20 protein-coding genes are annotated in these 22,154 nt (G+C 59.4%); 14 read left to right on the top strand and 6 right to left on the bottom strand.

The annotated features are described in order from the left end of the window. Positions 1-33 precede the first annotated feature (33 nt). The 5 genes from VDP61_RS14985 to VDP61_RS14965 all read left to right on the top strand — a co-directional run bounded on the left by VDP61_RS14985 (position 34) and on the right by VDP61_RS14965 (position 6,105). The gene (locus VDP61_RS14985) at positions 34-744 is read left to right on the top strand and encodes an ABC transporter ATP-binding protein (RefSeq protein WP_323007675.1); all 711 of its coding nucleotides are present in this window, start codon (positions 34-36) and stop codon (positions 742-744) included. Continuing rightward, complete coding sequence (locus VDP61_RS14980; protein WP_323007674.1) at positions 744-1,190, top strand: hypothetical protein; 447 nt, start codon at positions 744-746, stop codon at positions 1,188-1,190. The genes VDP61_RS14985 and VDP61_RS14980 overlap by 1 nt, the downstream gene beginning before the upstream one ends. Then, the gene (locus tag VDP61_RS14975) at positions 1,190-2,200 is read left to right on the top strand and encodes a branched-chain amino acid ABC transporter permease (RefSeq protein WP_323007673.1); all 1,011 of its coding nucleotides are present in this window, start codon (positions 1,190-1,192) and stop codon (positions 2,198-2,200) included. Before VDP61_RS14980 ends, VDP61_RS14975 begins: the two co-directional genes overlap by 1 nt. After that, complete coding sequence (locus VDP61_RS14970) at positions 2,197-3,498, top strand: branched-chain amino acid ABC transporter permease (RefSeq protein ID WP_323007672.1); 1,302 nt, start codon at positions 2,197-2,199, stop codon at positions 3,496-3,498. The genes VDP61_RS14975 and VDP61_RS14970 overlap by 4 nt, the downstream gene beginning before the upstream one ends. Positions 3,499-3,681: 183 nt before the next feature. Then, positions 3,682-6,105 carry an FAD-dependent oxidoreductase gene (locus tag VDP61_RS14965; RefSeq protein WP_323007671.1) on the top strand — a complete coding sequence of 808 codons (2,424 nt, stop codon included), beginning with the start codon at positions 3,682-3,684 and terminating at the stop codon, positions 6,103-6,105. 194 nt (positions 6,106-6,299) lie between these two features. Here the strand turns inward: VDP61_RS14965 and VDP61_RS14960 are convergent, their stop codons facing one another. From VDP61_RS14960 to VDP61_RS14945, 4 genes are all read right to left on the bottom strand, one after another. Beyond that, complete coding sequence (locus VDP61_RS14960; protein WP_323007670.1) at positions 6,300-7,628, bottom strand: sigma-54 dependent transcriptional regulator; 1,329 nt, start codon at positions 7,626-7,628, stop codon at positions 6,300-6,302. Positions 7,629-7,631: 3 nt separating this feature from the next. Next, entirely contained in the window at positions 7,632-9,335 is a 1,704-nt protein-coding gene (locus tag VDP61_RS14955; protein WP_323007770.1) for an ATP-binding protein, read from the bottom strand. Positions 9,336-9,465: 130 nt separating this feature from the next. Then, positions 9,466-10,134, bottom strand: a complete 669-nt coding sequence (purQ, locus tag VDP61_RS14950; RefSeq protein ID WP_323007669.1) for a phosphoribosylformylglycinamidine synthase subunit PurQ — start codon at positions 10,132-10,134, stop codon at positions 9,466-9,468. A 194-nt stretch (positions 10,135-10,328) separates the two neighbouring features. Further along, the gene (locus VDP61_RS14945) at positions 10,329-10,673 is read right to left on the bottom strand and encodes a hypothetical protein (protein ID WP_323007780.1); all 345 of its coding nucleotides are present in this window, start codon (positions 10,671-10,673) and stop codon (positions 10,329-10,331) included. On the opposite strand from VDP61_RS14945, the gene VDP61_RS14940 reads away from it, so the two are divergent. The 4 genes from VDP61_RS14940 (at position 10,581) to VDP61_RS14925 (ending at position 14,126) form a co-directional block, all read left to right on the top strand. After that, complete coding sequence (locus VDP61_RS14940; protein WP_323007668.1) at positions 10,581-10,940, top strand: metalloregulator ArsR/SmtB family transcription factor; 360 nt, start codon at positions 10,581-10,583, stop codon at positions 10,938-10,940. The two genes, VDP61_RS14945 and VDP61_RS14940, sit on opposite strands and share 93 nt — an antisense overlap. A 276-nt stretch (positions 10,941-11,216) precedes the next feature. Continuing rightward, positions 11,217-11,723 carry a TRAP transporter small permease subunit gene (locus VDP61_RS14935; protein WP_323007667.1) on the top strand — a complete coding sequence of 169 codons (507 nt, stop codon included), beginning with the start codon at positions 11,217-11,219 and terminating at the stop codon, positions 11,721-11,723. Further along, the gene (locus VDP61_RS14930; RefSeq protein ID WP_323007666.1) at positions 11,723-13,048 is read left to right on the top strand and encodes a TRAP transporter large permease; all 1,326 of its coding nucleotides are present in this window, start codon (positions 11,723-11,725) and stop codon (positions 13,046-13,048) included. The genes VDP61_RS14935 and VDP61_RS14930 overlap by 1 nt, the downstream gene beginning before the upstream one ends. Before the next feature lie 43 nt (positions 13,049-13,091). After that, a complete protein-coding gene (locus VDP61_RS14925; RefSeq protein ID WP_323007665.1) occupies positions 13,092-14,126 on the top strand; it encodes a TRAP transporter substrate-binding protein in 1,035 nt (344 codons plus the stop codon). Between the two features lie 137 nt (positions 14,127-14,263). Here the strand turns inward: VDP61_RS14925 and VDP61_RS14920 are convergent, their stop codons facing one another. Then, positions 14,264-14,932: an HAD family hydrolase gene (locus VDP61_RS14920; protein WP_323007664.1), complete on the bottom strand. Its 669-nt coding sequence runs from the start codon at positions 14,930-14,932 to the stop codon at positions 14,264-14,266. Between the two features lie 101 nt (positions 14,933-15,033). On the opposite strand from VDP61_RS14920, the gene glmU reads away from it, so the two are divergent. From glmU to VDP61_RS14905, 3 genes are read left to right on the top strand one after another with little or no spacing between them, the layout of a single operon-like run. Next, the gene (glmU, locus tag VDP61_RS14915; RefSeq protein WP_323007663.1) at positions 15,034-16,389 is read left to right on the top strand and encodes a bifunctional UDP-N-acetylglucosamine diphosphorylase/glucosamine-1-phosphate N-acetyltransferase GlmU; all 1,356 of its coding nucleotides are present in this window, start codon (positions 15,034-15,036) and stop codon (positions 16,387-16,389) included. Next, on the top strand, positions 16,390-18,204 hold the full coding sequence (gene glmS / locus VDP61_RS14910) for a glutamine--fructose-6-phosphate transaminase (isomerizing) (RefSeq protein ID WP_323007662.1): 1,815 nt from the start codon (positions 16,390-16,392) through the stop codon (positions 18,202-18,204). Then, on the top strand, positions 18,201-18,878 hold the full coding sequence (locus VDP61_RS14905; protein WP_323007661.1) for a DNA alkylation repair protein: 678 nt from the start codon (positions 18,201-18,203) through the stop codon (positions 18,876-18,878). Before glmS ends, VDP61_RS14905 begins: the two co-directional genes overlap by 4 nt. 103 nt (positions 18,879-18,981) lie before the next feature. Here the strand turns inward: VDP61_RS14905 and moaA are convergent, their stop codons facing one another. Next, positions 18,982-19,986, bottom strand: coding sequence for a GTP 3',8-cyclase MoaA (moaA, locus tag VDP61_RS14900; RefSeq protein WP_323007660.1), 1,005 nt, complete (start codon positions 19,984-19,986; stop codon positions 18,982-18,984). 76 nt (positions 19,987-20,062) lie between these two features. On the opposite strand from moaA, the gene VDP61_RS14895 reads away from it, so the two are divergent. Continuing rightward, positions 20,063-20,536, top strand: coding sequence for a hypothetical protein (locus tag VDP61_RS14895; protein ID WP_323007659.1), 474 nt, complete (start codon positions 20,063-20,065; stop codon positions 20,534-20,536). A 121-nt stretch (positions 20,537-20,657) separates the two neighbouring features. Continuing rightward, entirely contained in the window at positions 20,658-22,148 is a 1,491-nt protein-coding gene (locus tag VDP61_RS14890) for an AMP-binding protein (RefSeq protein WP_416236547.1), read from the top strand. The last annotated feature ends 6 nt before the right edge of the window (positions 22,149-22,154 follow it).

The raw sequence follows: 22,154 nt of genomic DNA, 5'->3' as shown, positions 1-22,154 counted from the left end.
AGGGGGGTGCCGATTTGCACCCGCAGGTGCGTAATGGCCGAGCCGTTTTTGATTGGTGAAGGAATGACCGGGGGCTATGGTGCCGCCGATATTTTGCACAATTGCACGATTGCCGTGGAAAAGGGCGAGATAGCCGTGATCGTCGGCCCGAATGGCGCGGGCAAATCCACCGCGATGAAGGCGGTGTTCGGGATGCTGAAGCTGCGCAGCGGGCAAGTGCGGCTGGACGGTGAGGATATCACCACGCTCAGCCCGCAAGACCGGGTGGCCAAGGGCATGGGCTTTGTGCCGCAAACATCAAACATCTTTACCTCGATGACCGTGCAGGAAAACCTTGAAATGGGCGCGTTTTTGCGCCGCGATGACATCGCGGGCACCATGGCGCAGGTCTATGATCTGTTTCCGATCCTGAAGGAAAAGCGGTATCAGGCGGCGGGAGAGCTTTCGGGCGGGCAGCGCCAGCAGGTGGCCGTGGGCCGCGCGTTGATGACAAAACCCAGGGTCTTGATGCTGGATGAACCCACCGCAGGCGTTTCCCCCATCGTGATGGATGAGCTGTTTGACCGGATCATTGAGGTGGCACGCTCGGGTATTTCCATTCTGATGGTGGAACAGAACGCCCGTCAGGCCCTTGAAATTGCAGATAAAGGCTATGTTTTGGTGCAAGGCGCCAACCGCTTTACCGATACCGGACAGGCGCTGATGCAAGACCCCGAAGTGCGCCGCAGTTTCTTGGGGGGCTGATGCGGATGGATACCAATCAATTCGTTCTGATGTTTGCCGCCTTCATGGTGATAGTCACCGCAATGATGACCGTCAGCCAATGGGACCAGGACAGCCCTGCCCCGCAGCGCTTCTTGCAATATGTCTGTCGCTTTGAGTTGTTCTGCTGGGGAGGCGATTGCTTTGCCACCTTGCCGCCCGCTCTGAGCATCGTGCCGATGGCCGAGGATGGCGCCGCCTATGTCAGCCATGCTGATCGTCCAACGACATGGCATGACCTGGAAACCGTTTCTGCGCGCGAATGGATAGGCCCGGTTGGCAAATCCGGGATAATGCGCTTGGTTTTGGACGAAAAAGATGTGCTGACCTATACCGAGCACGCCGGATTTGCCCCCGAAAGCGCCGTCTTGGCCAGCGGAACCGGCCACTGCCGCAATGAGACGATAACAAGCCGGGAGCAAGGCTGATGGATATTCTGAACGCACTTGTCACCTTTGTGAACTTCGTGTTCATCCCGGCCACTGCTTATGGCGCGCAACTGGCGCTGGGGGCGCTGGGGGCGACGCTGGTTTACGGCATCTTGCGGTTTTCCAACTTTGCACAGGGCGACACCATGGCCTTTGGCACCATGGTCACCATCATCTTTACCTGGTGGCTGCAAAGCATGGGCATCAGCTTTGGCCCGCTGCCAACCGCCCTTCTGGCCCTGCCGGTCGGGATTGTTGTAACCGCGATCTTGCTGCTGTTGACTGATCGTTTCGTCTATAGCTTTTACCGAAAGCAACGCGCGGCACCGACCATTCTGGTGATTGTATCGCTTGGCGTCATGTTCGTGATGAACGGCATCACCCGCCTTGTCATCGGTGTTGAAGAACAGAATTTTGCCGATGGCGCGCGTTTTCTTGTCACCGCCGGCGAGTTCAAGAAATGGACCGGGCTGTCTGAAGGGCTGGCGATAAAATCCTCGCAGGCGATCACGGTGATCACGGCCATAATCGTCGTGGCCTGGCTGTTCTGGTTTTTGCAAAAAACCCGCACCGGCAAATCCATGCGGGCGTTTTCGGATAACGAAGATCTGGCGCTGCTGTCGGGCATCAACCCCAACCGTGTGGTCAATGTGACCTGGATTATCGTCGCCGCCCTGGCAACCATTGCGGGGGTGCTGTATGGTTTGGATAAGTCATTCAAACCCTTCACCTATTTCCAGCTTTTGCTGCCAATTTTCGCCGCCGCGGTTGTCGGCGGGCTTGGCAACCCGCTTGGGGCGATTGCGGGCGGGTTTGTCGTGGCCTATTCCGAGGTCTTCGTGACCTACGCGTGGAAAAAGGTGCTGGGCTATCTGCTGCCTGCCGATATGGCCCCTGACAATCTGATCCAGCTTTTGTCGACCGATTACAAACTTGCGGTCAGCTTTTTCATTCTTATCATCGTGTTGCTGTTTATGCCTACGGGGCTGTTCAAGGGGAAATCAGGATGAACTCTCGCAATATTATCCTGTTTTCGCTGGTTGCTGTTCTCTATGTCGGAACGGGCGTTTTCCTGAGCTGGAACCTTGCGCTGAACATCCTCAATCTTGGCCTTCTTTCAGCGATCATGGCCCTGGGCGTGAATATGCAATGGGGCTATGCGGGGCTGTTCAACACCGGGATCATGGGCTTTGCCGCCCTTGGCGGGCTGGCCGTGGTTCTGGTCTCGGCCCCGCCCGAGCCGGAAGGCTGGGCGCAGGGCGGCTGGGGCATCATGGCCGGGCTTGCCTTTGGCGTGGCGGTGATTGCCTTTTCAACCTGGATTTACCGCAACCTGAAAAGAGGCACGGCGCGCAGTATCGCATTGTTTGTGGTGCTGGTGGGCGGGTTCTTTGCTTACCGCGCCATTCTGGACCCGTCGGTCGAGGCGGTCGAGGGCTTCAACTCTGCCGTGGCGGGCAATATCGGCGGGCTGGGCCTGCCCTCGCTGCTGGCATGGCCGGTGGGCGGGGTTTTGGCGGCGATTGCAGCCTGGGCCATCGGTAAGATTGCGCTGGGCCTGCGGTCGGATTATCTGGCGATTGCCACGCTGGGCATTGCCGAGATCATCATCATCGTCATGAAGAATGAGGATTGGTTGGCGCGCGGCGTGAAAAACATGATCGGCCTGCCGCGGCCATGGCCCGTGCCCTATGAGGTCGATTTACAGCAAAGTGCCGTCTTTCTGGATTGGGCCGCGCACTATGGGCTGGACCCGGTGACCACCTCGTCGATCGTGGTCAAGCTGCTTTACGCGCTGATCTTTGGCGTGGTGCTGATGGCGGTGATCTGGCTGTCGGAACTGGCGCTGAAAAGCCCCTGGGGGCGGATGATGCGCTCGATCCGCGACAATGAGGTCGCGGCCGAGGCGATGGGCAAGGACGTGACCCGCCGCCATTTGCAGGTTTTTGTCATCGGTTCTGCCGTGGTTGGCTTTGCGGGCGCGATGATGACCTCGATGGACGGGCAGTTGACGCCCGGCACCTATAACCCCCTGCGCTTTACCTTTCTGATCTGGGTGATGGTGATCGTTGGCGGCTCGGGTAACAACTGGGGGGCAGTGCTGGGCGGTTTGCTGATCGGCTGGCTGTGGTTGATCGTGGAAAGCCTGGGGCCGGGGGTGATGTCGGTGCTGACCTACGGCTTGGCCGAAGGCCCGCTCAAGGTGCATCTGGTCGATTCGGCGCAGCATATGCGCCTGCTGACGCTGGGGGTGATTTTGCTGCTGGTGCTGCGGTTCAGCCCGCGCGGGTTGATCCCGGAAAAGTAAGGACTGCTGCTGCAGACGGAGGGGGGCAGTCTGCCCCCCACGCCTTTCAGGCGCCCCCCCGAGGATATTTTTACCGAAAAGAAAGCGGGGCCGGGTTCAGGATGCGACAAATTCTGTCGCGCATGAACATGCGATCCAAAGTGATGCCGCGCCAAATCAAGGTAAAACCGGCGGGAGTGCGCGATGAAAAGCCATGTGCGTGTTGTTGTCATCGGCGGCGGCGTTGTGGGCTGTTCGGTGCTTTATCATCTGACCAGGCTGGGCTGGTCGGATGTGATGCTGATTGAGCGATCCGATCTGACTTCGGGGTCCACATGGCACGCGGCGGGCGGTTTTCATACGCTGAACGGCGATACCAACATGGCGGCGCTGCAGGGGTACACCATCCGGCTGTATAAAGAGCTGGAGGCAATCACCGGCATGTCTTGTGGGCTGCACCATGTCGGCGGGATTACCCTGGCTGACAACATGGCGCGGTTTGAAATGCTGAAGGCTGAGCGCGCCAAGCACCGCTATATGGGGCTGGACACCGAGATTTTGGGGCCTGAGGAAATCACCAGGCTGACTGATGGCCTGGTGAATGTTCAGGGCATCCTGGGCGGTTTATATGATCCGCTTGATGGTCATCTGGACCCCTCGGGCACCACCCATGCCTATGCGAAAGCGGCGCGGATGGGCGGGGCCGAGATTGTGTTGCACAACCGTGTGCTGGCAACACACCAGACCGCCGGCGGCTGGGAGGTGGTGACCGAGCAAGGCAGCGTAACCTGCGAACATCTGGTCAACGCGGCCGGCCTTTGGGCCCGTGAAGTGGGCGCTATGGCCGGGGTCTACCTGCCGCTTTTGCCGATGGCGCATCAATATCTGGTGACCGATGACATCCCCGAGATCATGGACATCCTGAAATCGGGCCGCGAATTTCCACATGTCATGGACCCCGGTGGCGAAAGCTATCTGCGCCAGGAGGGCCGCGGCCTTTGCATCGGTTTTTATGAAAAACCCTGCGAGCCCTGGTCGGTTGATGGCACGCCCTGGGGCTTTGGCCATGAGTTGCTGAACGAACAGTTTGACAAGATTGAGGACTCTGTCACCTTTGCCTATCGGCGCTTTCCGGTGCTGGAGCGTTCGGGGGTAAAGCGTGTGATTCACGGGCCGTTCACCTTTGCCCCCGATGGCAACCCGTTGATCGGCCCGGTGCAAGGGTTGCGCAACTATTGGTCGGCCTGTGCGGTCATGGCGGGCTTTAGCCAGGGCGGCGGTATGGGGCTGGCGCTGGCACAATGGATGATTGAGGGTGAGGTCGAACGCGACCCGCGCGGTTTTGACGTTAGCCGCTTCGGTGGTTGGACCACGCCGGGATATACGGTGCCCAAGGTGGTTGAAAACTACCAGATGCGGTTTAGCGTTTCTTACCCGAATGAGGAACGCCCCGCTGCCCGCCCCTTCCGCACCACGCCGATGTATGATGTGTTTGACGCAATGGGTGCGGTCTGGGGCCAGCAATACGGGCTGGAGGTGGTAAACTACTTTGCCCTGCCCGGTGCGCCGCGTTATGAGGAGCCCAGCTTCAAACGCTCCAACGCCTGGGAGGCGACGCGGCAAGAGGTGATGGCGGTACGGCAGGCGGTAGGCATCAATGAGGTGCAGAACTTCGGCAAATACCGCGTTGCCGGGCCAAATTCACGGGCGTGGCTGGACCGGATCATGGCCGGGCTTATCCCGAAACCGGGGCGGCTTTCGCTTGCGCCGATGCTGGCAGAAAGCGGCAAGATCATTGGTGATTTTACCGTATCCTGTCTGTCGGAAACCGAATTTCAACTAACCGCAAGCTATGGTGCGCAGGGCTGGCATGGCCGCTGGTTTGATCAGCATATGCAAGATGGCGTGACGGTTGAAAATATTTCGGACCAGCGGTCGGGATTTCAGATTGCGGGGCCAAAGGCGCGGGACCTGCTGGCGCGGGTCACGCGGGCGGATGTTTCAGACGCGGCGTTCAAGTTCATGGATGTGCGGCAAATCACAATGGGCATGGCCAAATGCATCGTGCAGCGGGTCAGCTATACTGCCGATCTGGGGTATGAGATTTACTGCGACCAGATGTCGGTGCGCCACCTTTGGACGGTGCTGACCGAGGCCGGCAAAGACCTGGGCCTGCGCCCCTTTGGCATGCGCGCGATGATGAGCCTGCGGTTGGATAAATTCTTTGGCTCATGGGGGCGTGAGTACAGCCCGGATTATACGCCTTGTGAAACGGGGTTGGACCGCTTTATCCGCTGGAACAAAGCCTCCGATTGGATTGGCAAAGCGCCTGCCATGGCCGAAAAAGCCATCGGGGCCAAACGGGCGCTTTGCGCTTTTATCGTGGATGCCAAAGACGCCGATGTCGTGGCCTGGGAGCCGGTCTGGATTGACGGTAAAGTGCAGGGGTATTGCACCAGCGGCGGATATTCACACTTTTCCGGCCAATCCGTTGCACTGGCCTTGATCCCAACGAAGTTGGCGCATGACGGTCTGACGGTCGAGATTGAAATCCTGGGGGAACGCCGCCCGGCAAAGCTGGTGACAACGCCGTTGTTCGACGCCGACGGTGCCCGCATGCGGGGGTGATCGCCCCCCCCCGTCTTGCCCTTACACAGGCCCACGGCGAAACGCTTTAGACCATGGGTGATCGAAATGAGAGGTGAATCGCAAGGGCCGCCCTGATCACAAAGCGCATGCGGCCGCTGAACCACATGGCGTCACAGCAGGCCGATCACGGGCCCCAAAAGCGGCCTGACCAAGACGGCCCCCCTAACCCCGCCTTAGGTGTAATCCGAACGGCTTAACGAATATTTCGCCATTTTCTCATTCAGTGTTCGGCGTGGCAAGCACAGCTCATCCATCACCGCGACGATAGACCCTTTGTGCCGTCGCATGGTGTTGTCGATCAGCATCCGCTCAAAGGCCTCGACGTAGTCTTTCAGCGGCTTGCCTTCGGTGGTCAGCGCTGGCCCGGCCGCTTCATTATCCGCCATCAGCAGGGACGCGATAGAGCCAGAGCCGCGGCGGTTTTGCAGTACCGCACGCTCAGCGATATTGACCAACTGGCGCACATTGCCGGGCCAGGGGGCCTGCAGCAGTTGCGCAGCCTCTTGCGCGGCAACCTGGGGCGCATCGCAGCCATATTCCTCGGCAAATTGTTCGGACAGTCGGGTGAACAAGGTCAGGATGTCTTCGCCCCGGGTGCGCAACGGCGGGCAAATGATGGTCAGCGCGCCAAGCCGATAGAACAGATCGGGGCGCAAGATATCTTCCAGCGTTTTATCCGGCGAATGTTCGTTCACGATGGCGATGATCCGGGTTTCAGGCGGGCTGCCCTGTTCGTTGATCGTGGTCAGCAAGCGTGATTGCAAGGCATGGCTCAGGGATTCGATATCCTCAAGGCAGAGCGTGCCACCGCGTGCTTCTTCGATCAACGGTATGGCCCCATCTTCCATTGGGCCAAACAGCCGCGCGGTCAGTTGGTCTTCGGACCATGCCGCACAGGAAATTGTCACGAATTTTTTGCTGGCCCGTGGGCCCACCGCATGCAGCGCATGGGCCACAAGCGTTTTTCCGGTGCCGGTTTCGCCATCAATCAGCACATGGCCGTCGGCCTGCCCCAGATCGAGGATATCTTCCCGCAGCCGCTCCATTTCCGCCGAGGTGCCGATCAGCTTTTGCATCAGCAAGGTACCATCCGACAATTCACGCCGCAGCGCGCGGCTGTTCAGGGTCATGCGGCGGCTTTGCGTGGCCTTCTTGGTCAGTTCGGTCATCCGGTCGGGGTTGAACGGCTTTTCCAGAAAATCATAGGCACCGATTCGCATCGCCTCTACGGCCATCGGCACATCGCCGTGCCCGGTGATCATGATCACCGGCAAGCCGCCATCCAGGCTCATCAACCGTTTCAGAAAGGCCATGCCATCCATCCCCGGCATCTTGATGTCAGATACCACCACGCCGGGATAATCGGCACCAATTGTCTTCAGCGCCTCTTCTGCGCTGGCATAGGTTTCGGTTTCAAACCCCGACAGGGCCAGCCATTGGCTGATGGATTGCCGCATGTCGGCTTCATCATCGACAATCGCGACTTTCATTGCACGCGCCATTCTTTACTCCGCTGCTGCCAGTTCTGTGCCCAATATGGGAAGCTGCACCTCGAATACAGCCCCCGTGCCCTCACCATTGCGTGCGATCAGGCGCCCACCCAGATCGGTAACAATCCCCGATGAAATGGCCAGGCCAAGCCCCACACCTTCGCCGGGTTTCTTTGTCGTGTAAAACGGCTCAAACAGGCTTTCCATATTATCCAGCCCGTGCCCGTTGTCACGCACCGTCAAATGCACCGAATGATCGACTGTGATTGTCAGGTCGATATGCGGGTCTTTGACATCTTTGGTCGCATCCAGCGCATTGCGCAACAGGTTAATGATCACTTGTTCCAGCCGCAGCCGATCAGCCATGATCATCACCGGGCTGCGTGGCAGGTTGCGGGTAATCTGCACCACGCGCGTCTTCAACTGCGGCTCCATCATCGACAGGGCGCTGGACAGGCAATCGCGCACATCCACCGGCTCAAACGCCTCGCCCCCTTTGCGGGCATAGGATTTCAACTGTCGGGTAATCGCCCCCATCCGATCAATCAGATCATCAATGCGCTGAAACGATGACAGCGCCTCATCCGGGCGGTGGCGTTGCAACAGCAGCCGCGCGCCGGCCAGATAGGTTTTCATTGCCGCCAGTGGCTGGTTCAGCTCATGGCTGACCGCCGCTGACATTTCGCCCAACGCCGCCAGTTTCGATGATTGCGCCAGCGTAAGTTCAGCCACCGCCAGATCTTTTTGCACCTTTTCGCGTTGCGCGATCTCACGTTTCAATCGCGCGTTCAGCAGCCGCAACTCGGCACTTTCGCGCTGGAATGTGGCGCTTTGTGACCACGCCCGCCGCGACAAGAAATAGAATGTCAGCGCCAGCAGGATCGCAAAGCCCATGATTTCCAGCGCCAAAACCCCGTTCACCCGTTCGCGCACGGAATCATAGGCCGTATAGGTCAATATCCGCCAGCCCCGAAAGGGCACCCGTGCCTCGGTTTTCATCACGGCAGAGCCGCTTAAATAGGCATCGGGGCGGTTTTTGGTCCAGTCTGTCGTGGCCCGAAAGGCGCGCTCAATCGCCGTGGGCACATCCTGGGCGGCCAGCGCATCGGTGATTGGCAGGCCCCGCCAGCGTGGTTCCGTCGCCAGAATGATCTTGCCTTCGCTGTCGATCACCAAAACCGCGTCGGTCAGCCCGGCCCAGGCCCGTTCGTATTTCATCAGGTCCACTGCCACGACGATCACGCCCACCATCCGGTTATCGGCCAGAATCGCGCGGGAATAGGTAAAGTCATTGCCCCCGGCCTGGCGTGGCTGCGCCGAAAACACCGTGTCCTTGGTACGCTGTGCATCGACAAAATAAGGCGAACTGCGATGGCTGGAGCCGAGCAGATTGCGGTTTGTCGCCCCTACCGCACGCCCATCCTTGTCGAGCAGCAAAATAGAGGCCGCGCCGATTTCGGCCTGAAAGGAAATCAACCTTGCGGATGTGCTGGCGAATTGTCCTTCATTCAACGCACGGATCAGCTCGGGGTCGCGCGCCAGCAACAAAGGCACGACCGAATTGCGCTGCAATTCAGAAATCAGGTTGCCGGCATACAGCGCCAACCGCACTTCCGATTTGTTGCGGGTCAACTCACTGAAACGGTCGGTCAGCCAGTTGTTGGTCACCAAAACCACCGCCACAGCCGCCGCAAACAGGGCGGCAATCAGCGCGCGCATGGTCCATGAAAGCTGGCGCGACTGTGCCAGCAGCGGCATCGTCGCGACGGTCAGGCCTGGGGCAGAGGAATTGGGGGCGCTCATGCGTGCAGTCTACGACTTGCGCGCTTTGACCTCAAGCGCGCTTGCATCACGCAAGCGTCAAAGCGCCCGTCAGCGTGCGAAACAGCATCGCGCCATCGGTGCCGCCATGCGACGCCTCGCTCGCCCGCTCGGGGTGCGGCATCAGCCCCAACACGCGGCGGTTTTCGGATAATATCCCGGCAATGCTGTCAACCGAACCGTTTGGATTTTCGGCGTAGGTAAAGGCAATCCGATCCTCGGCCTTCAACCGCGCCAAAGTCTCGGCATCCGCAGTATAATTGCCGTCATGATGCGCCACAGGAAACATCACCTGCTGGTCTTTGGCATAGCCGCTGGTAAAGGCGCTATCGGTGGTTCCTACCCGCAAGACCATGGGCTTGCAGATAAATCGCAACCCCGCATTGCGCATCAGGGCGCCCGGCAGCAGCCCCATTTCCGTCAGCACCTGAAAGCCGTTGCAGATGCCCAGCACATAGCCGCCGCGTGCCGCATGTGCCCGCACTGCCGCCCCAATCGGCGACTGGGCGGCAATAGCCCCGCAGCGCAGATAATCGCCAAAGGAAAACCCACCCGGAACCGCCACGATATCGACGCCCGCAGGCAGGTCCGTATCTTTGTGCCAAACGCGGTGCACCTCGGCCCCGGCCTGTACAAAGGCAACAGCAAGATCACGGTCACAGTTCGAACCGGGAAAGGTCAGGACAGCGGCTTTCATGGATGGCCCCTTTCGGCAAAGGATATGGGCGTTGCCTTAGCCCAAACCTGGCCACGGTTCCAGCCCCTTGCACGCAATTGCAACGCGGATTGTGCTAATTCTGCGTTTTGGCCGGTTTGCTGACCCCAAATCACCATAGTTCACAGCGCATGGCCACCCCGCCGCCCTTTTTTTCACGAACCGCGCGCCCTAAATCATGCCACAGGTGAAAAATGGATATCGCGACCCTGTTCCAAGCCATATTGCTCCAGGCCATATTTCTTCTCGGCACCGCAGATGCCATTGCCGCATTCACGACCAATGCCCTTTTTGATACCTGCATCCGAAACTTCATCTTGCGCGGCCGCTGCCCCCTGGACTGACACGACAAGCCCTGTGGGTTTCTTGAATGTTGCACCAAGCTGCTTTATGCTGCCACAGCTTGATCTGGTTGAAAGCTTTTCAATATGTCCTTTGACGCCCATACTCTTGGCATCAGCATTGATGCCGGCCCTGCCGTTCCCTGCGACCCAGTCCCTGCCGATGAATTGGTTCGCCAAGCCCAAAATGCATCAAACTTTCTGAAAGCGCTGTCGCATGAAGGGCGCCTGATGATCTTGTGTCATCTGACCTCGGGCGAGAAATCGGTGACCGAACTGGAAGCCTTGCTTGGCGCACGTCAGGCGGCGGTCAGTCAGCAACTCGCCCGGCTGCGGCTGGAAGGGCTGGTAAGCTGCCGTCGCGATGGCAAGGCGATTTATTACACGCTGTGCGACGCCCGCGCGACCCGGCTGATGGCCCTAATTCACGATATGTTCTGCACCTGATCCATGGGCATCCTGCCCGCCGCGCCCCCAAGCGCCAAAACCAGCCGTCGCCACCCTTTCCGGCCCGCCAAATGCAGGCTGGCGGCAGGCACGGCGCGGCTGGCACCAGCAATCATGGCAATCACGTTTCATCTGATGCCCTTCACATGGTTTGCCCGCGCGCCGGCCAATCGCTGATTGCACCGTCAACAGACTTGCCAAGTGCAATCCGCCCCGCCATGCTGACCGAAAGGTCAAATATTGCCGCAAAGGCAAAAACGCATACTGTGGGGGATGATGCCGATATTTCTGATAAACTACGTTCATTGGGTTGAGCGCTGGAACAAGCGCATCGGCCGGATGGCGATGTATTTGCTGTTCGTTCTGATGGCGGTTCTGCTTTGGGGGGCAATAGCGCGTGCGGTCTGGGTGCCGATGCGCTGGACCGACCAGATGGGGCAATTCATCCTTGCGGGGTATTTCATGCTTGGCGGGGCCTATGCCTTGCAGATGGACAGCGCCGTGCGGATGGATGTGTTCTACGCCGCCTGGTCGCCACGCACCAAGGCGCTGGTGGATACGATCACCATTTTTGCACTGCTGTTCTACCTTGGCGTTCTGCTTTGGGGCGGCATTGAAAGCACCGCCTATGCGCTGGAATATGGCGAGCGCAAATCTGGCCTCTGGCGGCCCTATATGGCCCCGGTAAAAATTGTGATGTGCGTTGGCATCGTGATGATGCTGCTGCAATGCACCGTCTTTTTGATCCGGGATATTGCCACACTGCGGGGACGTGAAATCTGATGCATTATGATATGATTGCGTTGCTGATGTTCGGCTCGATGCTGGTCATGCTGATGACCGGCCAGCGGATGTTCGGCATCATTGGTTTTGTCGCTGTGGTCGCGGCGCTTTTGCTGTGGGGCGACAAGGGCGGCTATGACCTTGCCTTTGCCCAAAGCATCAAGGTGATTGGCTGGTTTCCTCTGCTGACCCTGCCGATGTTCATCTTCATGGGCTATGTGCTGTCTGAAAGCCGCCTGGCCGATGATCTTTACCGCATGTTCCACGTCTGGTTTGGCCGCGTGCCGGGGGGGCTTGCCATCGGCACCATTTTGCTGATGGTGCTGATCTCGGCGATGAACGGCCTATCGGTTGCGGGCATGGCGATCGGGGCCACCATCGCGCTGCCGGAACTGCTCAAACGCAAATATGACAAGCGGATGGTCACCGGCGTCATTCAGGCCGGGTCTTCGCTGGGCATCCTTGTGCCGCCTTCGGTGGTCCTTGTGCTTTATGCGCTGATCGCCCGGCAGTCGGTTTCAGACCTTTGGCTGGCGGGCATTGTGCCCGGCCTGCTTATGGCCACCCTGTTCATCATCTACATCTGGATCCGCTGCAAGCTGAACCCATCGCTTGGCCCCCCACTGGATGAGGCCGAACTTGCCGCCGTCCCGAAATCCGAGAAATACCGGCTTTTGCTTGCGGGGCTGCTGCCCTTTGGCATCTTCCTTGTGATGATGGTGCCCTTCGTTGCCGGCTATACCCGGCTTGTCGAAAGCTCGGTCATCGGGGCGGTCGCATCCGTCCTTGTCGCCATTGCCAAAGGTCGGATGACCCGGCAAGTGCTAGAGGTGGCCACCCGCCAAACTCTTGCCATTTCCTGCATGTTCTTGTGGATCATCCTTGCCGCCCTGGCTTTTGGTGCGGTGTTCGACGGGCTGCGCGCGGTTGATGCCATCAAGGGCCTGTTCCTTGACAACCTGGGGCTTGGCCGCTGGGAGGTGCTTATCCTCATGCAATTGTCCTTTATCCTGATGGGCACATTCCTTGATGACACGGCCATGCTTGTCATCGTGGCCCCGCTTTATGTTCCGCTTGTCAAGATGCTGGAATTTGATCTGGTCTGGTACGGCGTCCTTTATACCATGACCTGCCAGATCGCCTATATGACCCCGCCTTTCGGCTATAACCTGTTCCTTATGCGGGCCATGGCCCCGCCCGAGGTAACGCTGGTCGATATCTACCGCTCTATCATTCCTTTTGTCGCCGTCATGATCGTGGCTCTCGCCATTGTCATGGTTTTCCCGCAACTGGCCCTTTGGCTGCCCAACACCCTACGTCACTAACCAACAGGGCGGACAAACCGCCCCCACAACAAGGAGAGTACGCATGACTACCAGAAGAAAGTTCCTCACCTCCGGCGTTCTGGCCGCGGGCGCCTCTACCCTCGCCGCCCCCGCGCTGGCGCAAACCCCGATCAAATGGCGGCTGCAAACCTATGCCGGGGCGGCCCTTGGCGCAGAAGTGGTCAAACCCGCCATCGACAAATTCAATGAAATCGCCGCGGGCCAGATGGAGATTGAGCTGTACTACGCCGACCAGCTTGTCCCCACCGGAGAGCTGTTTCAGGCCATGCAGCGCGGCACCATCGACGCCGTGCAATCGGATGATGATTCGATGGCCTCACCGACCGAGGTCACCGTCTTTGGCGGTTACTTCCCCTTTGCCTCACGCTATTCGCTCGATATTCCGGTGCTGTTCAACAAATACGGGCTGAATGAAATCTGGGCCGATGAATACGCCAAGGTCGGGGTCAAACATATCAGCGCCGGTTCTTGGGACCCGTGCCATTTCTCGACCAAAGATCCGATCAACTCGCTCGAAGACCTCAAGGGCAAGCGCGTCTTTACCTTCCCCACCGCTGGCCAATTCCTGTCGCAATTCGGCGTGGTCCCGGTCACCCTGCCATGGGAAGACATCGAAGTCGCGGTGCAGACAGGCGAGCTTGACGGCATCGCCTGGTCAGGCATCACCGAGGTTTACACCGTAGGCTGGTCCAACGTGACCGATTATTTCCTGACCAATAACATTTCCGGCGCATGGATCGGGCATTTCTTTGCCAATATGGATCGCTGGAACGAGCTGCCTCCGCATCTGCAAACCCTGGTCAAAGTGTGCTTTGAACAATCCCACTACCACCGCCAGCATTGGTATTGGGGCGGCGAGGCCGATCTGCGCGTCAACGGCCCCAAGCTGAAACTCACCTCAATTCCCGATGCCGAATGGGATCAGGTCGAGACGGCCGCCCAAGTGTTCTGGGATGAAATCGCCTCGGAATCCGAAGTGAAAGCCAAGGTGGTCCAAATCTTCAAGGACTATAACGCCGTGATGAAAAAAGCCGGGCGGCCGTATCGCTACGGCTGAACCACCACCAAGGCCCCGTCCATCGGGCGTCCATCGGGCGTCCATCGGGCGGGGTCTTTCAACCAACTATGGGTCTAGCCAACTGCAAACCCCAGGGCGGGGTTTGCAGCGCACCATCTTGCAACACGGGCTGCCCGCTACCCCGGCAAAATTCGTTCGATCACCCCGTCCAGATCATCAAAATGATCCAGCAAGGCATCCGGTTTCAGCCGGGCCACGCCCTGCCCTTCCGGCCCAAACCCTACCAGCACGATCGGCACCCCGGCCGCTCTTGCCGTATCCCGGTCGGTCACGGTGTCACCGATCAGGACCGACCGATCCGCAGCCCCGCCAACCCGCCGAACCGTTTCAAAATAATGTTCGGGATCAGGTTTGCGCACGGGCAGGCTGTCGGCCCCCAAAAGCGCGCCGAACAGATGCGAAATTCCCAACCGGTCACAGAGCGCTATCGCCAACCCCTCGGGTTTATTGGTACAAATGGCGGTTGCAAAGCCACGGCTGCGCAACGCTTCAACCGCCCCGACCGCGCCGGGGTAGAGCGAGGTATGAACTGAAATCGCCTCGCCATAGCTGCGCAACAACAGCGGGTACTGCGCATCAACATCGGCCGCAGTCCACCCCTTGCCCAAACGGCCAAAGCCCAGCCGCAGCATGGCGCGCCCACCGGCAAAGGCGGTCAGGGCATCGGCCACCGGGTCCAGCGGCGCGTGATGCCCCATGCCGATAAAGCAGGCATTGGCGGCGGCAATCAGATCGCCGCTGGTATCGGCCAAAGTGCCATCCAGATCAAAAACCACTGTGCGCATTTTCACCCCATATGTCACCGCTGAAACAGCGCGTTACGCCCCGGCCTTGCGACGCGGTCGCGCCTGTGTAAAAGAGCAGGGGCAATGAAGAAAGGGGTTTCATGTCGGTTTCATTGATCGTTCTCGCAGCCGGACGCGGCACCCGAATGAATTCGGATCTGCCAAAAGTCCTGCATCCGCTTGGCGCGGCCCCCCTTTTGCATCATGCCCTGCAAGCAGGTCAAAGCCTGGACCCGGCGCAAATCGTCGTCGTTGCAGGCTACGGTGCCGCCATGGTCGAGAAAGCCGCGCGGGCCTATGATGCAAGCATCGAGATTGTGCTTCAGGCCAAGCAGCTTGGTACCGGCCATGCCGTTGCACAAGCGGCCCCCTTGCTGGCTAGTGCCGCAGGCAATGCGATTGTGCTGTTTGGCGATACCCCGTTTGTTCGGACCGAGACGCTGCACGCCATGCTTGACGCCCGCGCCCGCCACGCCGTTGTGGTGTTAGGGTTTGAGGCAGCCGATCCCGGCCGGTATGGCCGGCTTGTTGTCACTGGCGACCACCTGGAACGCATTGTCGAATACAATGACGCATCAGATGAAGAGCGCGCCATAACGCTTTGTAATTCTGGCGTTATATGTGCTGAAACATCTGTTCTGTTCGACCTTGTCTCCAAGCTCGGCACCGCCAATGCCGCGGGCGAGTATTATCTGACCGATATCATCGCGCTGGCGCGTGAACGCGGGCTGTCAGCCGGTGTCGTGAAATGCGATGAGGCGGAAACCCTTGGCGTCAACACGCGGGCAGAGCTTGCCGCGGCCGAGACTGCGTTTCAGGCCCGCATGCGGGCCGAGGCGCTGGAAAACGGGGTTACCCTGGCCGATCCGGCCACCACCTATTTTGCATTGGACACGGTGATTGGCCGCGATAGCAGTATTGGCCCCAATGTTGTGTTTGGCCCCCGTGTGACCGTGGAATCGGGTGTCGAGATCAAGGCATTTTGTCACCTGGAAGGCTGCCATATCAGCCGGGGTGCGACGGTTGGCCCCTTTGCCCGCCTGCGCCCCGGCACAGAACTGGCCGAGGATGTGCACGTCGGCAATTTTGTGGAAATCAAGAATACGGTTTTGGCCGAAGGCGTCAAAGTCGGTCACCTGACCTATCTTGGCGACGCGCATGTGGGGGAACATACCAACATTGGCGCAGGCACCATCACCTGCAACTATGACGGCGTGAACAAGCACCGCACTGAAATCGGGCCACGGGCGTTTATCGGCTCGAACACCATGCTTATCGCGCCGGTGACGGTGGGCCGCGATGCCATGACCGCCTCGGGGTCGGTGATTACCAATTCCGTCCCGGCCGAGGCGCTGGCCATCGCCCGCACCAAACAAAGCAACAAGGCCGGGCTTGCGGTCAAACTGCTTGACATGTTCACGCGGATCAAAGCCGAGCGCCAGAAAGACAGGCTGTAAATGTGTGGAATCATTGGCGTTTTAGGCAAGCATGAGGTTGCCCCGCTATTGGTTGAGGCGCTGAGGCGGCTGGAATATCGCGGCTATGACAGTGCCGGGATTGCAACCGTTCACAATGGCAAACTGGGGCGCCGCCGCGCCGTCGGCAAGCTGGTAAATCTGTCGGACCTGCTGGTTTACGATGCATTGGCCGGTAAATCCGGTATTGGCCACACCCGATGGGCCACCCATGGCGCTGCAACCGTTGCAAACGCGCATCCGCATCAATCGGGGACGGTTGCTGTGGTGCATAACGGCATTATCGAAAACTTCCGCAGCTTGCGCGACGAGTTGCAAGGCAAGGGCTATCATTTCGAATCCGAAACCGATACCGAAACCGTCGCAATCCTGACCCGCTCTTACCTTGATGCGGGCCTGACCCCGGTTCATGCTGCGCGCGAAACGCTGTCGCGCCTGCAAGGGGCCTTTGCCCTGTGCTTTTTGTTCGAGGCCGAGGATGACTTGCTGATCGCCGCGCGCAAAGGCTCGCCGCTGGCGATCGGTCACGGTACGGGCGAAATGTTCGTTGGCTCGGACGCCATCGCCCTGGCCCCGATGACCGACACGGTGACCTATCTGGAAGAGGGTGACTGGGCCGTCATCACCCGCAACGGTGCCGAGATTTTTGACGAGGCGAACCGTCGCGTCAACCGGGCCGCCACGCAGATTGTGTTGGAACATACGCGGATCGAAAAGGCTGGCTATAAGCATTTCATGGCCAAGGAAATCGCCGAGCAACCCGTGGTTCTGGCCGATGCCATCACGCATGGCCTGGCCGGTGGCACGCTTAACCTGCCCGCCGAGATGGATTTTACCAGCGTTGACCGCCTGACTTTGGTGGCCTGTGGCACGGCCTATTACGCCTGTGTCGTCGCCAAATACTGGTTTGAACGGCTTGCGGGCATCCCGGTAGAGGTCGATGTCGCCTCGGAGTTTCGCTACCGAGAGCCGCCGATGTCGGCCAATGGCTGGGCGGTGTTTGTCAGCCAATCGGGTGAAACTGCCGACACATTGGCGGCCCTGCGCTATTGCCGCGACAAGGTTGCCAAAATCGTGGCGGTGGTGAATGTACCCAGCTCTTCTATCGCGCGCGAAGCCGATATTGCCCTGCCAATCCGCGCCGGGGTAGAGGTGGGCGTTGCATCAACCAAGGCCTTTACCTGCCAGTTGGCCGGTTTGGCGCTGATGGCGCTAAAGGCCGCCAAGGATCGCGGGCGGCTGACAGACGCACAGTTGACGCAGCACATTGACGATCTTTTGATGCTGCCCGGCCTGATCAATCAGGCATTGCGCATTGCCCCTGAAGTGGCCGAAATCGCCAAGGACTTGGCCGAAGCCCAGGATATTTTATTCCTCGGGCGCGGCCCGCTGTTTCCTTTGGCGATGGAAGGGGCGCTGAAACTGAAAGAAATCAGCTACATACATGCCGAAGGCTATGCCAGCGGCGAGTTGAAACATGGGCCGATCGCGCTGATAAACTCGCATGTTCCGGTAATCGTTCTGGCCCCTCGGGATGCGCTGTTCGACAAGACTATCTCGAACATGCAAGAGGTGATGGCACGGCATGGCAAGGTTTTGCTGATCTCGGATGCATCCGGTGTTGCCGAGGCGGGTGCGGGCTGTTGGCGCACGTTGGAAATGCCGACGGTGCCCGATTTCCTTGCGCCCATCCTTTATGCAGTGCCCGCCCAACTCTTGGCCTATCATACCGCCATCGCCAAAGGCACTGATGTAGACCAACCCCGCAACCTGGCCAAATCGGTGACCGTAGAATGACCCCAGAACACGCTATTGCCCTGATCAAAGCTGCATCTGTTCCCGGCAAGGCCGCAGAGATGGCCGCGTATCACAAGGTAGACCGCCCCTATCTTGGCACCGCCAACCCCGCGATTGAGGCGCTGTGCAAAGCATGGCGCGCCGATCTGACGCTTGAAGACCGGCTGTCTGTCTGCGCCGGGCTGTGGCACAGCAATATCCATGAGGCGCGGATTGCGGCGGCCAAATTGCTGACACAGGCCCGCATCCGCCCCGATGATACCGCCGCATGGCAGTTGATTTGCGAATGGGTGCCGCAGTTTGATGCCTGGGCCATCGCCGATCATACCTGCATCGCCGCCCAAAAGCGCTTGGTCGCCGATCCTTCTCGGCTTGACACCGTTGAGGCTTGGACGACGAGCCCCCTGATGTGGCAACGCCGCGCAGCGCTTGTGGCGACCCTGCCCTTTGCCCGTTTCAATCATCCCGATCCGGCACAATCCGAGGCCCGTGAACGGGTGCTGATCTGGGCTGCCAGCTATCTTTCCGACAAGGATTGGTTCATCCAAAAGGCGGTTGCCTGGTGGCTGCGTGATCTGTCAAAGCATGATGCCGCCCGTACCGCGGCATTCCTGGCTGAATTCGGTGATCTGATGAAGCCTTGGGCGCGCAAAGAAGCCGCACAGTATTTATAGCCCGCAAAGCGGGTTGCCCATAATCGCATCCCGCCAATACCCCCAACGCGTTATGCTACGCAAACGCAGGCTCGGGGCATTGTTTGAAGACGCGCAACAGGCCCTAACCGCCGGTATGGCTCATGTGTCGGGTCATCTGGCCATCAACCTTTTGGCGCGAATAGTCGAAATCATGGCCTTTGGGCTTGCGCAAGACCGCTGCCAGAATGGCCGCTTCCAAAAGCCCGTTTTCACGGCTTGCCCGCAAGGGCGCCCGCAGATCCGCCATATCTTCCTGGCCCAGACACATGTATAATTCACCCGTACAGGTCAGGCGCACCCGGTTGCAGCTTTCACAGAAATTATGGGTCAGCGGCGTGATGAACCCGATCTTTTGCCCCGTTTCCTCCAGCCGCACATAGGTTGCCGGCCCGCCCGTACGCTCGGCCAGATCGGTTACGGTGAACCGTTCATGCAGCCGTGTGCGCAGGTCTTTCAGGCTCCAATATTGGTCCAGCCGATCCTCATTGCCAAGGTCGCCCATCGGCATCACCTCGATAAAGGTCAGATCATGGCCTTGCGCCGCGCACCAATCGGTCAGGGTGAACAGCTCATCTTCATTAAAGCCTTTCAAAGCCACCACATTGATCTTTATGCGCAGCCCCGCCGCTTTTGCCGCCTCGATTCCATCCAGCACTTGCGCAAGTCGTCCCCAGCGGGTGATTTTCGCAAATTTTGCGTCATCCAGCGTGTCCAGCGACACATTGATCCGGCGCACACCGCAGGCTGCCAGATCAGCGGCATATTTGCGCAATTGGCTGCCGTTGGTGGTCAGCGTCAATTCACGCAAAGCCCCGCTGTCAAGATGCCGGGTCATGCCGTCAAAAAACGTCATGATTCCCTTGCGCACCAAAGGCTCTCCCCCGGTGATCCGAAGCTTTTCCACCCCCATGCCAATGAAGGTCGAGCACAGGCGATCAAGCTCTTCCAAGGTCAGCAATTCGGCCTTGGGCAAAAAGTTCATATTTTCGGACATGCAGTAGACACAGCGAAAATCGCAGCGGTCCGTTACAGAAACACGCAGGTAAGTGATGGCGCGGGCAAAAGGGTCAATCAGGGGCTTGTTCATGGGCCAAATCTACGCATTGACGCAGGCATGCGCAAGGCCATTGAAAGGCCGCAAAAGCGGGGCTATCGTCGCATGTATGAAAAATGCACTCGCCCTTGTTTCAACCGCTGCGCTGCTGTCCGGCTGCGCCCATATTCCTTTCTTGAAAGACAAAGGCACCGCGATGGAGCCTGTCACCGCGATAGAGATGCACCCGCAAACCCGCCCGAATTCCATCGGCGTCACCGCCCCCCCGCCCGGGGCCCGCACGGCAGCCGTGCTTGATACCACAACCGCTGCTCAAAAAGCCGCAGCCCTGGCCGCCCCGGCAGGGGGGCGCAGCCTGGGCAAGACCGCCGTCGCCTTGGGCAATGTTTCCGAGCCGGGTTTCTGGTTGCGTTCCGGCCTTGTGAAAACTGCGGGCGCGGGGCGCGTGGTTACCGCGACCGGCAGCTCTGTCGCGGTGGATCTGATCCCCGGCAGCGGGGCGGCACAATTGTCACTTGCAGCGTTTCGGGCGCTAAGCCTGCCGCTGACCGATTTGCCAGAGGTAACCATCTTTGCCCAATAAAGCGTTGCATGACAGGCGGCTGATTCCGCTGACAGGGGATTGGGCCGCCAAGCGCGCCGGTTTTGCATGGGATTGGCCTGCGGATTTCAACATCGCACAGGCCTGTTGCGATGATTGGGCAATGGCCGAGCCTGAGCGGGTAGCCGTCACCGAAATAACCGAGTCCGGCGCCAGGGATTGGACCTATGGCGCGTTGAAAGACGCCTCTGACCGGCTTGCCAGCGTTTTTGCGGCGGCGGGTGTGGCGCGTGGCGACCGGGTGGCGGTGCTGCTGGCGCAATCGGCTGCGGTTCCGATCGTGCATTTCGCGGCAATGAAACTGGGGGCCGTGGCGCTGCCCCTGTTCACCCTGTTTGGCGAGGATGCGCTGCTGTACCGGCTGTCGGATTCCGGGGCCGCGGCGGTGGTGACCGATGGCGAAAGCTTGCCAAAGCTTCTTAAGATCGCGCCGCAACTTGCTGATTTGAAACTTGTCCTTTGCACAGATCAGGGGCCGGACGCGCGACATATCTGGGCAGAGATTGCAACGCATCCGCCGCTTGCAGCCATGGCCAAAACCAGCGCCGAAGACCCGGCAGTGATGATCTATACCTCGGGCACCACCGGCCCGCCCAAGGGCGTTTTACACGCGCATCGCTTTTTGTTTGGCCATTTGCCCAGTATGGAGCTGACGCATGAAGGCTTTCCCCAGCCCGGCGACAAGGGCTGGACCCCGGCGGATTGGGCGTGGATTGGCGGGTTGATGGATATGGCGATGCCCTGCCTGTATTACGGCGTGCCGCTGGTCGCCCACCGGATGCGCAAATTCGAGGCGGCGGCGGCCTATGCGCTGATTGCTGACCACGCGATCCGCAACCTGTTTATGCCCCCCACCGCGCTGAAACTGCTGCGCGGTGCGGCGGTGCCGGATGGGGTGAGCATCCGTTCGATTTCTTCGGGGGGCGAAAGCCTTGGGGCGGCGATGCTGGCTTGGGGCCAGCAGGCCTTTGGCGCACCGATAAACGAGCTTTACGGCCAGACCGAATGCAACCTTTGTATCACCCAGGCAGCGGGGTTCATGGCGGTGAATCCGGAAACCATGGGGCAAGCGCTGCCCGGCTTTGATGTTGCGGTGATGGATGATCACGGCACCCCTTGCCCGCCCGGTGTGATGGGTGAGATCTGCATTCGCAAAGGTGCGGCCAGCATGTTCCTGCGCTATTGGAATCTGCCCGAGAAAACCGCCGAGAAATTTCGCGGCGACTGGCTGCGCACAGGAGATTTGGGCTGTATGGATGCCCAGGGCTATTTCACCTTTGCCTCGCGCGATGATGATGTGATCACCTCGGCAGGCTATCGGATCGGGCCAAGCGAGATTGAGAATTGCTTGATGGGCGACCCCGATGTGGTGATGGCCGCCGCCGTTGGCATCCCCGACCCGGTGCGCACCGAAATTATCCGCGCCTTTGTGGTGCTGCGCAACGGGGCCAGCAAAGACGGCGCGGAAAAGCGCCTGATTGAGCGCGTGAAACAACGCATCAGCCCACATGTCGCCCCGCGCGATGTCGTGTTTGTGGAAACCCTGCCGATGACCGCCACCGGCAAGGTGATGCGCCGCGAATTGCGCGCGTGAAAAGCA

Origin of the sequence: Pseudorhodobacter sp., assembly GCF_034675685.1 — a bacterium.
Classification (GTDB): domain Bacteria; phylum Pseudomonadota; class Alphaproteobacteria; order Rhodobacterales; family Rhodobacteraceae; genus Pseudorhodobacter.
The sequence above is the reverse complement of the archived record's forward strand: the minus strand, read 5'-3'. Positions and strand labels throughout refer to the sequence as shown.

Excerpts from the sequence above, each read along its gene's own strand:
- VDP61_RS14985 (WP_323007675.1), top strand. The coding sequence starts at position 34 with ATGGCCGAGCCGTTTTTGATTGGTGAAGGAATGACCGGGGGCTATGGT.
- VDP61_RS14980 (WP_323007674.1), top strand. The coding sequence starts at position 744 with ATGCGGATGGATACCAATCAATTCGTTCTGATGTTTGCCGCCTTCATG.
- VDP61_RS14975 (WP_323007673.1), top strand. The coding sequence starts at position 1,190 with ATGGATATTCTGAACGCACTTGTCACCTTTGTGAACTTCGTGTTCATC.
- VDP61_RS14970 (WP_323007672.1), top strand. The coding sequence starts at position 2,197 with ATGAACTCTCGCAATATTATCCTGTTTTCGCTGGTTGCTGTTCTCTAT.
- VDP61_RS14965 (WP_323007671.1), top strand. The coding sequence starts at position 3,682 with ATGAAAAGCCATGTGCGTGTTGTTGTCATCGGCGGCGGCGTTGTGGGC.
- VDP61_RS14960 (WP_323007670.1), bottom strand. The coding sequence starts at position 7,628 with ATGGCGCGTGCAATGAAAGTCGCGATTGTCGATGATGAAGCCGACATG.
- VDP61_RS14955 (WP_323007770.1), bottom strand. The coding sequence starts at position 9,335 with ATGCGCGCGCTGATTGCCGCCCTGTTTGCGGCGGCTGTGGCGGTGGTT.
- purQ (WP_323007669.1), bottom strand. The coding sequence starts at position 10,134 with ATGAAAGCCGCTGTCCTGACCTTTCCCGGTTCGAACTGTGACCGTGAT.
- VDP61_RS14940 (WP_323007668.1), top strand. The coding sequence starts at position 10,581 with ATGTCCTTTGACGCCCATACTCTTGGCATCAGCATTGATGCCGGCCCT.
- VDP61_RS14935 (WP_323007667.1), top strand. The coding sequence starts at position 11,217 with ATGCCGATATTTCTGATAAACTACGTTCATTGGGTTGAGCGCTGGAAC.
- VDP61_RS14930 (WP_323007666.1), top strand. The coding sequence starts at position 11,723 with ATGCATTATGATATGATTGCGTTGCTGATGTTCGGCTCGATGCTGGTC.
- VDP61_RS14925 (WP_323007665.1), top strand. The coding sequence starts at position 13,092 with ATGACTACCAGAAGAAAGTTCCTCACCTCCGGCGTTCTGGCCGCGGGC.
- VDP61_RS14920 (WP_323007664.1), bottom strand. The coding sequence starts at position 14,932 with ATGCGCACAGTGGTTTTTGATCTGGATGGCACTTTGGCCGATACCAGC.
- glmU (WP_323007663.1), top strand. The coding sequence starts at position 15,034 with ATGTCGGTTTCATTGATCGTTCTCGCAGCCGGACGCGGCACCCGAATG.
- glmS (WP_323007662.1), top strand. The coding sequence starts at position 16,390 with ATGTGTGGAATCATTGGCGTTTTAGGCAAGCATGAGGTTGCCCCGCTA.
- VDP61_RS14905 (WP_323007661.1), top strand. The coding sequence starts at position 18,201 with ATGACCCCAGAACACGCTATTGCCCTGATCAAAGCTGCATCTGTTCCC.
- moaA (WP_323007660.1), bottom strand. The coding sequence starts at position 19,986 with ATGAACAAGCCCCTGATTGACCCTTTTGCCCGCGCCATCACTTACCTG.
- VDP61_RS14895 (WP_323007659.1), top strand. The coding sequence starts at position 20,063 with ATGAAAAATGCACTCGCCCTTGTTTCAACCGCTGCGCTGCTGTCCGGC.
- VDP61_RS14890 (WP_416236547.1), top strand. The coding sequence starts at position 20,658 with ATGGCCGAGCCTGAGCGGGTAGCCGTCACCGAAATAACCGAGTCCGGC.